Below are 11,698 nucleotides of genomic sequence, written 5' to 3'. Positions count from 1 at the left end.
GCGCAACCAGGAGGGCCCGGGGCCGCGCTCGGCGGGTCACGGCCGCACGACCGTCAGACCCGCCTCTGGCTGCGGAGATGATCGTTACCGAACCTTATTGACACTTTGATGACAAAGCGTCAGCGTGTCATTATGGTGGCCCTATGCAGTTGCGGAACGGACCGCAACACTTCCTATAAGTTTCGCCATCCTTTTGAAAGGTGGTGTCGATGAACCTCGCACCGATGGCGCTGGACTCCCTCGACCTGGCTCGCTGGCAGTTCGGCATCACGACCGTCTACCACTTCATCCTGGTGCCGCTGACCATCGGGCTGTCCCCCCTGGTCGCCCTCATGGAGACGCTCTGGAGGCGCACGGGCAACAAGCAGTGGCTGGTGGCCACGAAGTTCTTCGGCAAGATTCTGCTCATCAACTTCGCCCTGGGCGTGGCCACCGGTATCGTCCAGGAGTTCCAGTTCGGCATGAACTGGTCGGAGTACTCCCGGTTCGTGGGCAACGTCTTCGGCGCCCCCCTGGCCTTCGAGGCGCTCCTGGCCTTCTTCATGGAGTCCACCTTCCTGGGCCTGTGGATCTTCGGCTGGGACCGCCTCTCCCCCAGGCTGCACAACCTGTGCATGTGGGCGGTGGCCGCCGGCACCAACTTCTCCGCCTTCTTCATCCTGGCCGCCAACTCCTGGATGCAGCACCCCGTGGGCACCGTCGTCAACCCCACCACCGGCCGCGCCGAGCTCGACGGTCTGGCCGGCTTCGGCAAGGTCCTGTCCAACCCGATCCTGTGGACCACAGTCGTCCACGTCATCGCCTCGGCCTTCCTCGTGGCGGCCGCCGTGATCCTCGGCGTCTCGGTGTGGTGGATGACCAAGGCGGTGCGCGCCGAGCAGGAGTACGAGGCCCGTCACCTGTGGCGCCGCCTGGCCAGGTTCGGCGCTGTCACCATGGTGCTGGCCGGAGCCATCACCGCCACCTCCGGGCACTTCCAGGGCCACCTGGTGGTCGAGGAGCAGCCCGCGAAGATGGCCGCGGCCGAGGGCCTGTGCCACACCGAGTCCGGGGCCCCCTTCACCGCCATCGCCTTCGGGGACTGCGATGAGGGCATGACCCGCTTCATCTCCGTGCCCGGCGTCTACTCCTTCATGGCCACCAATGACATGAACGCCGAGGTCATGGGGCTCCAGGAGGCCCAGGAGATGTACCAGGAGCGGTTCGGCGAGACGGACTCCCACGGTCGGCCCATCGACTACACCCCCAATGTCATGGTGACCTTCTGGTCCTTCCGCCTCATGATCGGCCTGGGCATGGCCTCCATGGGGATCGGGGTGCTGGCGCTGTGGCTGACCCGCTCGGGCAGGCTCATCAGCAGGCCCTTCCTGGGCAAGGCCGCGCTGTGGACCATGTGGCTGCCCTTCATCGCCTGCTCCTTCGGCTGGATCTTCACCGAGATGGGCCGTCAGCCCTGGGTCATCGTGCCCAACCTGGCCGACCCCGTCTCCCAGGTCTACATGCTCACCGCCGATGGCGTCTCCACAGTGGTCTCGGCGAGCACCGTCCTGAGCTCGATGATCATCTTCACCCTGCTCTACGCCGCCCTGGGAGTGGTCTGGTTCGTCCTGCTGCGCCGCTACATCCGCGAGGGCGTGCACACCCCCGTCGACCCGGAGCAGGCCCCGCAGCCCTCAGATGACACGAAGGACCAGGCCCAGGCGCCCGTGCTGTCCTTCGCCTACTGACGATCGAACCAAGGAAGGTAGAACCCCATGACTCTGGCAATCCTCTGGTTCATCCTCATCGCCATCCTGTGGATCGGCTACCTCGCCCTGGAGGGATTCGACTTCGGGGTGGGCATGCTGCTCAAGATCCTCGGGCGCGATGAGAAGGAGCGCCGCGCCATGCTCCACGCCATCGGCCCCCACTGGGACGGCAACGAGGTGTGGCTGCTGACCGCCGGCGGCGCCACCTTCGCGGCCTTCCCCGAGTGGTACGGCACCCTGTTCTCCGGGGCCTACATCCCCCTGCTGTGCATCCTGCTGTGCCTCATCGTGCGCGTGTGCGCCATCGAGTGGAGACCCAAGATCAACTCCCAGACCTGGAGGGACCGCTGGGACTGGGCGCACACCATCAGCGCCTGGGTGCCCTCGATCCTGTGGGGTGTGGCCTTCGCCAACCTGGTGCAGGGCATGCGCATCGAGGTGCTGGACATGACCACCCGCCAGGTGGTGCCCGCCGCCGACGTCCCGGCCGACACCCTGCTGTACGGCAGCTCCCACCAGATCACCGGCGGGTTCTTCTCCATGCTCACGGCCTTCACCCTTCTGGGCGGCGTGGTCACCTGCCTGCTCTTCCTCAACCACGGAGCGCTGTTCATCGCCCTGAAGACCACCGGCGAGCTGTCCCAGCGGGCACTGAGGCTCTCCCGCCGCCTGGGCCCGGCCGCCACGGCCGTGACCGCGGTGTGGGCCATCTGGGCGCAGATCGCCTACTCCCCCAACGCACTGTCCTGGCTGCCGCTGATCATCGCCGCCGTCGGGCTGCTGGCCTCGATGAGCGCGAGTGCCACCGGCCGCGACGGCTGGGCCTTCGCCCTGCACTTCGTGGGCATCGCCATGGCCGTGGTCTTCATCTTCGCCTCCATGGCCCCCGATGTCATGCGCTCCTCCATCGACCCGGCCTACTCCCTGACCCTGACCCAGGCGGCCAGTGCCGAGACCACGCTCATCATCATGACGGCGGCCGCGGTGGTCTTCGTGCCCGGAGTGCTGGCCTACACGATCTGGAGCTACAAGGTCTTCGCCAAGCGGATCAATGCCGATGACATCGACGAGGGCAAGGGCGGCCTGCACCCCACGAAGGTGCGCGACTCCGCCCAGCCCGAGGCCCTCATCGGCTACTGAGCCGCACGAGTCCGGCCATCCCCAGGACCCAGAGGCCCTGGGGATGGCCGGACTCTGAGCACAGCGGCAGGAGCGGCGGCACATGGCCGGGATCGTCCACACTCCGGCAGGGCCCTGACCCGCACGATACGGGCAGGTCCTGCCCTGTGCAGCCGACCGGCGACGCGCACCCGGCCTGCGCCCGGGCCCGCTCCGGGCGCGCTCCGGGCGCGCTGCTTAGCCCTGCTGCACCGCCTGCGTCGGTCCCGCCAGGCAGACGACCACCGACCACGCGGCCACCGACTGCGCTCCGCTGAGCACCTCACCCGAGCCCTCGCGCCAGCAGTTCGACTCCCGCTCCGCCCAGGCCGCGGTATCCACCAGGCGCCGCCACACCCGACCGCCGCCGGCCTCCGGCAGCTGGAAGTCCACCGGCTCGGAGGCCATGTTGACCATCACCCAGAAGGCCTCCCCGGGAGCGTCGATGTGGATCGCCAGCGCCCGATCCCCCTCCTGGGGCGAGCCTGCCCCATCGGAGGCGCGGAACAGGTAGGACACGTCATCGCCGCCGACCTGATCATCGCCCCAGTTCGCCTGGTGCAGCGCAGGATGCTCATGGCGCAGGCGCATGAGGAAGGTCGCGAAGCGGAAGAGCGGGTTGACCTGCGCGCTCTCAGAGTCGAAGGCGCCGAGGTTGTCGTGGTAGGCGGCCCCCGAGCCGTCCTCCACACCCACCCGCTGCGGGGCGCTCGAGGCCACCATCGCGTAGTTGTTGAGCATCGCCACCGTGTCCAGCGCCCAGGGGTTGTTGTTCCCGTTCTGGGTCCGCCCCATCTCGTCCCCGGCCACCACCATGGGCACGCCCCGCGAGAGCAGGAGGATCGCCCACAGGTTGCGCAGCCGCTGCCGGCGCAGCGCCTGATCACCCCCCGAGTCCCAGGACATGTTGTCATCACTGCCGCCGTCAGAGGGCCCGAAGGGCGCGGGCTGATCATTGACCTTGGTCTGGTAGCTCACCAGGTCGGCCAGGTTGAAGCCGTCATGGGCCACGATGAAGTTCACCGACTTCTGCGGCCCGCCGTTATCGGCGAAGTGGTGGTAGTCGCCATTGACCATGTCGATGAACTCGCCGGTGTTGCCATCGCCCTTGGTGAAGCGGCGCACGGCATCGCGGTAGCGGCCGTTCCACTCCCCCCAGCCCCGCGGGAAGTTGCCCACCTCATAGCCCCACAGGTCCCAGGCCTCGGCGATGACCTCCACATGCTCCTGCTCGGCCAGCTCGGCGATCGCCGTCAGCAGCGGATGATCTCCGAAGAAGCGCTTGAGATTGCCCCAGTCATCGGGCTCGGCCTCCCCCGGCATCCTCCCCAGGACCGTGGCCAGGTCGAAGCGGAAGCCGTCCACGCCCATCTGCGAGCACCAGTAGCGCAGGGAGTCCAGCACCAGCTGCCGGGCCGCGGGCGAGGAGAAGTTCAACTGGTTGGAGGTGCCCGTGGCGCCGTCGACCAGCATCCTGTCCCGGGTGAGCTGGTAGTACTCGGCCGTGGCGAAGCCGCCCAGGCTGGTGAAGCCGGTCGTCGTCACCTCGCCGTTCCAGTTGCCGCCCTCCGCGGTGTGGTTGTAGACGACGTCGAGGTAGACCTCCATCCCGGCAGCATGGAAGGCATCGACCATCTCCCTGAACTCCCGGGTGGGCCCGCCCCAGCTGCGGTCGGCGGCATAGCGCCGGCTGGGGGCGAAGAAGGCCAGGGTCATGTACCCCCAGGAGTTCGTGGCGCCCGAGCGCCCCGACTCCGAGGCGTTGGTCTCGTGGACCGGCAGCAGCTCCACCGTCGTCACGCCCGCCGCCTTGAGGTAGGGGGCGAGCATCCCCGCGCCCCGGTAGGTGCCCCGGTACTCCTGGGGAATATCCACCACGTCCTCGAAGCCCGACTCCCCCGCCAGCAGCTCGCTCAGGCGGGCGGCCGAGGGGTGGCCGGTCAGCTGCCGCACCCCGGCCTCGTAGATGATCGCCTGCTCGGCCGGGATCCGCGGCTTGGGGACACGGCGCTCAGCGCCGTCGTCCTCCTCCACCACGATGCCCTTGGGGGCATAGGGGCCGGTGTCGATCTGACGGCGCGGCACGCCGTCGACCAGATCGCCTCCCGTTCCCAGCACACCATCATTGACGCCCAGCTCCCCCAGGGCGTCGGTGAAGGCGCTGTGGGTGATCTCCCGGGCGTAGGGGTCGAACAGGACCTTGTTGGGGTTGAAGCGGTTGCCGTCCTCATCCAGGTCGGCGATGAAGCCCGCCGCGGAGCCGGGCACCCAGGCCTCGTCGTAGGGCCAGTTGGGGCCCCACACGCGCCAGCCCAGCAGCGCGCCGGCCCCCAGGCCGCCGATCCTGGCCCGCCACACGCCATCGGCGCCGCGCTCGGGCAGGAAGACATCGGAGGCCTGCGCGCCCAGGGCCTGGGGGTAGACCTCCAGCTGGACGCGGGTGGCGGCAGGGGCGCAGACCGCGACGGTCACGCCGTCGGGCCCCAGGTGGGTCCCCAGCGGCCAATCGGCCTGGGCCCAGGTGGACTGCTCGAGCGGGAACGGCGACGGCGCAGCGGAGGTAGAGGCAGCAGACATGGCCGCGAGCCTGGCACCCGAGCCTGATAGCCGGCTGAGCACCGCGGTGCCCCCCCCGACCGGCACCCCCGACCGGCGCCCCTGACCGGTGACGTGCTCGGGGCCGGGGGCGATCAACGCGCCGCGGTCAGGCGGGCCCGCCTGCCAGGAAGGATCCGCCCTGACGGCCATGTGGGACCCTCGTCCCACGCCCACTAGACTGGCCGGGTGAAGCCACTCGACCCTCGGCTGCTGCGCCACGCCCGCGCCGCGCGCCGGTACATCGTCATCACGACGATCACCGGCATCCTCACCGCGGGCCTGGTGGTGGCCCAGGCCGTCCTCATCTCGCGGGCCATCGCCCCGGTGATCCTGCGACCGGGGGCCACCGGCCAGGTGGGGGCCATGGTGGCAGGGCTGATCGTCGTCGTCGCGACCCGCTGCCTGGTCCTCTACCTCCAGGAGGCCCTGGCCCACCGGGCAGCCACCCGCACCATCATCGAGCTGCGCCGCGCCGCCCTGGAGCACGCCGCCGCCCTGGGCCCGCGCTGGCAGGCCGAGCACGGCGCCGCCACCGCCACACTGCTCACCCGCGGCCTGGACGACCTGGAGCCCTACTTCACCCGCTACCTCCCCCAACTCCTCCTGGCCGCCACCGTCACCCCCGCCACCATCGCCGTCCTGGCCACGCAGGACATCCCCTCCACCATCACCGTCATCCTCACCATCCCCCTCATCCCCCTCTTCATGATCCTCATCGGCCGGATGACCCAGAGCTTCTCCCAGGAGCGCCTGGCCACCATGGAGCGCCTGGGCAGCCAGGTCCTCGACCTCATCGCCGGGCTGCCCACCCTCAAGGCACTGGGCCGCGAGCGCGGCCCCGCCGATCGCGTGCGCGCCCTGGGCCGGGACTACCGCCTGGCCACCATGTCGACCCTGCGGGTCGCCTTCCTGTCCGGGGCGGTCCTGGAGTTCCTCACCACCCTGTCGGTGGCGATCATCGCGGTGGCCATCGGCTTCCGCCTCATCTACGGCACCATGGATCTGCCCACTGCCCTGCTGGTGCTCATGATCGCCCCCGAGGCCTACCAGCCGCTGCGCCAGGTCGGCTTCCACTTCCACGCCTCGGCCAACGGCGTGGCCGCGGCGCAGGCCGTCTTCGAGGTCCTGCAGGCCCCGCTGCCGCCGCGCGGCACCAGGCCCGCCCCCGCTGCGGGCGCCACGGACATCGACCTGGAGGGCATCGGGGTTCGCTCGCGCGGCCAGTGGGCCCCCTACCGGCTGAGCGCCCGGATCCCCGCCGGTGGCCTCACCGCCCTGACCGGCCCCTCTGGTGCGGGCAAGACCACCACCGCGCAGGTGGTGCTGGGGCTGCTCGCCCCCGACGAGGGGCGGGTCATGCTGCGCCCCTCCGGCCAGGGCGCGGGCACCGGTCCGGCCGGCGTCGACCTGGTCGAGGTCGAGCCGGGCGGCTGGTGGGAGCAGATCGCCTGGGTGCCCCAGCGCCCCGTCATCGTCCCGGGCAGTGTCCTGGACAACGCGCTGGGCGCCCCCCGGGAGGCCGCACCGGCCTCCTGCCCGGCCGCCGGCGACGTCCCCCAGGAGCTGATCGAGGCCGCCCGCATCACCGGCTTCGATGAGGTGCTCGATCAGCTGCCCGAGGGCTGGCGCACGATGGTGGGCCAGGGCGGGGTGCGCCTGAGCCTGGGGCAGCGCCAGCGCCTGGCCCTCACCCGGGCCCTGGCCTCCCCCGCCCCGCTGGTGGTAATGGATGAGCCCACCGCGCATCTGGACGCCGCCAGTGAGGCCCATGTGCTCGATGGCGTGCGCGCCCTGGCCTCCCAGGGCCGCACCGTCCTGGTCATCGCCCACCGCGCCGCCCTCATCGCCCTGGCCGACCACGTCATTGAGGTCAGCCCCGGAGCGCCCGAGGGCGCCGCTGCCGACGACGGCGCCCGGCCCCAGTCTTCCTCGCCGGGCCCCGTCTCCCCCACCGGTGTGGGGGTGGCGGGATGAGGGGCATCCTGTCGGCTCCTGAGCGCCGCGCCCTGCGGCGCGCCCTGGCCCTGCTGGACCTGGGCCGGGCCAGGGCGGCCGCGGCTGTCATTCTCGGTGCCACGGGCATGGCCTCAGCGATCGCCCTGGCGGGGGTGGCGGCCTGGATGATCGCGCGCGCCGCCCAGGTGCCGGAGGTGGTGGCCCTGGGCGTGTCCCCGGTGATGGTCCGGCTCTTCGGCATCTCGCGCTCCGTCCTGCGCTACTGCGAGCGCCTGGCCTCCCATGACACCGCCCTGCGGGGCATGGGGGCGCTCCGGGCCCGCCTCTACGAGATCCTCGCCTCGGCACGGGCCGACACCGTGGCCGGCCTGCGGCGGGGGGATGTGCTGGCGCGTGTGGGCGCCGACGTCGATGCCGTGGGCGATGTGGTGGTGCGCGCCTACCTGCCCATGGCGGTGGCCGCCGTCCTGGGGGTGGGCACCACCCTGGCGATGGGGCTCGTCTACTGGCCCGCCGGGCTCATCATCGCCGCCTGCCTGCTGCTGGCGGGGGTCGGGGGGCCGCTGCTGTCCATCCGCTCGGCGCGCCTGGCCGAGCTGGCCCGCCAGGAGGGGGCCACTGACCTGTCCGCCGCGGCGGTGACCATCGCCGAGTCGGGATCCCAGCTGGCGGTGGACTCCCGCCTGGGTCAGGCGCTGGGGGCCCTGGAGCGGGTGGAGCGCGACCTGGGGCGCAGCCGGGACCGGGCGGCCCGGCCCGCCGCCCTGGCGGCCATGATCGACGCCCTGTCCCTGGGCCTGGCGGTCCTGGGCTGCCTCCTGGTGGGGGTCCCGGCGGTGGCCTTAGGGCAGTTGGGCGGGCAGTGGCTGGCGGTCATCGTCCTGCTGCCGCTGGCCGCCTTCGAGGCCACGGCGGCCCTGGGGCCGGCCAGCGTCCAGCTCGTGCGCTCGGCCGGGGCCGCCGGGCGCATCATGGAGCTCATCGACGGCGCCCGGGCCAGCGCGGCCGAGGCCGACCGCACGGCTCCCTCGGGCACCGCAGCCGGCCCACGGGGCGCCGGCGGCACCGCCGGCGGGACCAGGACCGCCAGTGGCCGGGGACCCCATCTGACGGCGCGGGGCCTGGCCGTGGGCTGGCCCGGTGGGCCGATCCTGGCCTCGGGCATCGACCTGGACCTGGCCCCGGGCAGTCGCCTGGCACTCGTGGGCCCCTCGGGCATCGGCAAGACCACCCTCATGCTCACCCTCGCCGGCCTGCTGGAGCCCCGGGGCGGGACCCTGCTGCTCGACGGCGCGCCGCCGTGGTCCATGACCCGCGAGGAGGCGGCCCGGCGCATCAGCCTGACCGCTGAGGACGCCCATGTCTTCGCCACCACGGTCCTGGAGAACCTGCGGGTGGCCCGTGGGGATGTCACTGACCGGGAGGCGCGCGAGCTGCTGGGCCGCGCCGGGCTGGGGGCCTGGCTGGAGGGCCTGCCCCAGGGCCTGGAGACCCTCATCGGCACCGGAGGCTCGACCCTGTCCGGAGGCGAGCGCCGTCGTCTGCTGCTGGCCCGGGCCCTGGCCGCGCCCGCCCCGCTCATGGTCCTCGATGAGCCCGGTGAGCACCTGGACCCCGCGACCGCCGACCGGCTCGTCGCCGATCTGCTGCGGCAGGGCGGCAGTGGGCGCCACGGCGTCATGCTCGTCACCCACCGCCTCAGCGCCCTGGAGGCCGCCCAGGAGGTCATCGTCCTGGGCCGGCCGGAGCGGGCCGGGCCCGAGACTCCCGCCCGCATCCTCGCCCGTGCCGGCCACGAGGAGCTGGTGCGCACCCATGAGCCCTACCGCTGGTCCCTGGAGCAGGAGGATAGTGATGGCGCATATGCCGCACGGTGAGCCGGCTGGCCCCGCAGCGCCGGATGACGGCCGGGCCCCAGGCGGGGCCGGCAGCGCGCCCCCGGCCGGGGCGGGGGCGATCCCCGTGGCCCTGCCCGGCGTCCCCGACGACCTGGCCCTGGAGGTGCCCACCGGCCCCAGCCCCGATGACCCGGTGGGGGTGCGCCGCCTGGCCTACGCCGTCCACGCCGACCAGCTGACCTCCACGCGCCACCGACCCGAGGGGCCCGGGCACCAGCCCTGCCTGGACGGGGGCACCGTCGAGCTCATCCAGGCGGCCCTGCGCCTGACCGGCTCCCTGCGCGTGCCCGAGGCGCTGCGCCGCCTGGTGGAGTCCGCCTGCTCCATCACCGGCGCCGCCTGGGGCACGATCGCGGTGCTCAGCCGCGCCGATGCCGCCAGCGGGTCGCCCACGGGCAGTGCGGGGACCACGGTCTCCAGCGGCGCCCCCACCGCCTCCCCCGACGAGCTCGCCCTCCTGGCAGGCAGGGTCAGTCCCACCGGCCCCCAGGGCTCCGACGTTGTCATCGACAACGACCTGTCAGGTGCGGCCGCCTTCACCGGCGCCATCGAGGACGAGGAGGCCGGCAGCCTGCTCAGCGCCCCCCTGCGCGTCCACGGCCAGGTCTACGGCCGCCTCTACCTGTGCGACAAGCCCGGGGGCTTCGGCCCCAGCGACGTCGACACGGTCCTGACCCTGGCCGAGGCGGCCGCCGTCGCCGTGGAGAATGCCCGCCTCTACCGCGAGGCCCGGGACCGCGAGCAGTGGATGTCGGTGTCCCAGGAGCTGACCACCCTGCTGCTGTCGGGGGCCGAGGAGGATGACGCCCTGACGCATATCGCCCGCCGGGTGCGCCAGGTCGCCCACGCCGACACCGCCGCCCTCATCCTTCCCAGCATCGCCGATACCTGGATCTGCGAGATCGCCGAGGGCGAGCACGCCGAGGACCTCATCGGCACCTTCTTCCCGCCCCAGGGCAGGGCCCTGACCACGCTGTCCCAGCGCACGGGCATGGTGGTGCGCTCCCTGGCCGCGGCCTGGCAGCGCGGGGACCTGCGCCTGCCCCAGCTCGCCCGCTTCGGCCCGGCCCTCTACGCCCCCATGATCCACCGGGGCAGGGGGGTGGGGGTGATGCTGCTGCTGCGCGCCCAGGATGCCGCCCCCTTCACCGACAAGGACCTGGAGATCGCCGAGCTGGTGGCGGGGCAGGCCACGATGGCCTTCGAGCTGGCCGACGCCCAGCACGCCGAGGAGATGGCCACCCTGCTCGACGAGCGCGCGCGCATCGGCCGGGACCTGCACGACCTGGCCATCCAGCAGCTCTTCGCCACCGGTATGCAACTGTCCTCGGCCCAGAGCCGACTGCGCCAGGCCGAGGTGCTGGACCGCGAGACCGTCTGCTCGGTGCTGGCCTCGGCCCTGGAGGCCGTCGATGACTCGGTGCGCCAGATCCGCTCCATCGTGCGCTCCCTGCGCGACCGCGACGAGGATGTCAGCGTCGTGGAGCGCCTGCGCCGTGAGGCCTCCCTGGCCCGCACCGCCCTGGGCTACGCCCCCTCCCTGCTGCTCAGCGTCGACGGCTCAGGCCTGGCCCAGGCCGGGCGCCAGGAGGAAGACGAGCTCATCGCGGCCGTGGACGCCGCGGTGGATGCCGACCTGGCCGACGACATGGTGGCGGTGGTGCGCGAGGGCCTGAGCAACGTGGCCCGCCACGCCCACGCCTCCTCGGTGACCGTGGATATCAAGATCGACGGCGTGCTGCCGGGGCGGGCCACCGGCCCCGCCCTGGGGCCCGCCTCCGGCAATGCGGCCGCCGCCGACGCCCCCGTGGTGGAGATCGTCTGCCGCGACGACGGCGTGGGGGTCGACCCGGGGGTCACACGCCGCTCGGGGACGGCCAACATGGCCGAGAGGGCCCGGCGCCACGGAGGCTCCTTCGTCATCGGCCCACGGGCCCGCTCTGATGGGGCGCGGCGCGGCACCTGCTTCACCTGGAGGGCTCCCCTGGAGCGGCCCTGAGCGTACGGCGCCATGGTCATGGCCATGATCATGACCGCCCGGTGGACATGCCGTGCGTGCGGAAGGGGGACCACCGCCAGACCCCGTTTCCACCCCGACCCGGTCCGGAGTGCGAGTGCGGGGGCAAGAAGCGATCGTGGGGTACAGAAAGCGAGTGCGGGGTGCTCGCTTTCTGTACCCCACGATCGCATATTGGCGAGCCCTGGTACTACCGGGAGCTCAAGGCCCACGACGGCGCAGTAGCCGACATCCACCATCCCTCACCACCGATCTCGTACCTCAGGGTTCCGTCTCGTACCTCTAGCCTACGAGATGGAACCCCGAGGTACGAGATCGCGACC

The 11,698-nt window shown here is 72.0% G+C and carries 6 protein-coding genes; 5 read left to right on the top strand and 1 reads right to left on the bottom strand.

What is annotated here, in order from left to right; all coding sequences use genetic code 11:
• Positions 1-209 precede the first annotated feature (209 nt).
• Both MANAM107_RS10325 and cydB read left to right on the top strand, forming a co-directional pair.
• Positions 210-1,727: a cytochrome ubiquinol oxidase subunit I gene (locus MANAM107_RS10325; protein WP_223908063.1), complete on the top strand. Its 1,518-nt coding sequence runs from the start codon at positions 210-212 to the stop codon at positions 1,725-1,727.
• 27 nt (positions 1,728-1,754) lie between these two features.
• Positions 1,755-2,888, top strand: a complete 1,134-nt coding sequence (gene cydB, locus MANAM107_RS10320; RefSeq protein ID WP_223908061.1) for a cytochrome d ubiquinol oxidase subunit II — start codon at positions 1,755-1,757, stop codon at positions 2,886-2,888.
• A gap of 216 nt (positions 2,889-3,104) precedes the next feature.
• Here the strand turns inward: cydB and MANAM107_RS10315 are convergent, their stop codons facing one another.
• Positions 3,105-5,483, bottom strand: coding sequence for a glycogen debranching protein (locus MANAM107_RS10315; RefSeq protein WP_223908059.1), 2,379 nt, complete (start codon positions 5,481-5,483; stop codon positions 3,105-3,107).
• 207 nt (positions 5,484-5,690) lie between these two features.
• On the opposite strand from MANAM107_RS10315, the gene cydD reads away from it, so the two are divergent.
• Genes cydD through MANAM107_RS10300 form a run of 3 tightly spaced genes read left to right on the top strand, consistent with a single transcriptional unit; the run spans position 5,691 to position 11,357 of the window.
• Positions 5,691-7,478, top strand: coding sequence for a thiol reductant ABC exporter subunit CydD (gene cydD, locus MANAM107_RS10310; protein ID WP_223908056.1), 1,788 nt, complete (start codon positions 5,691-5,693; stop codon positions 7,476-7,478).
• The gene (gene cydC, locus MANAM107_RS10305) at positions 7,475-9,337 is read left to right on the top strand and encodes a thiol reductant ABC exporter subunit CydC (RefSeq protein ID WP_223908052.1); all 1,863 of its coding nucleotides are present in this window, start codon (positions 7,475-7,477) and stop codon (positions 9,335-9,337) included. The genes cydD and cydC overlap by 4 nt, the downstream gene beginning before the upstream one ends.
• The gene (locus MANAM107_RS10300; RefSeq protein ID WP_223908049.1) at positions 9,315-11,357 is read left to right on the top strand and encodes a sensor histidine kinase; all 2,043 of its coding nucleotides are present in this window, start codon (positions 9,315-9,317) and stop codon (positions 11,355-11,357) included. The genes cydC and MANAM107_RS10300 overlap by 23 nt, the downstream gene beginning before the upstream one ends.
• Positions 11,358-11,698 lie beyond the last annotated feature (341 nt).

The sequence above is a fragment of the Actinomyces capricornis genome (assembly GCF_019974135.1).
GTDB classification, from domain to species: Bacteria; Actinomycetota; Actinomycetes; order Actinomycetales; family Actinomycetaceae; genus Actinomyces; species Actinomyces capricornis.
Note: the sequence above shows the minus strand (reverse complement) of the source record. Positions and strands in the feature narration are given on the sequence as shown.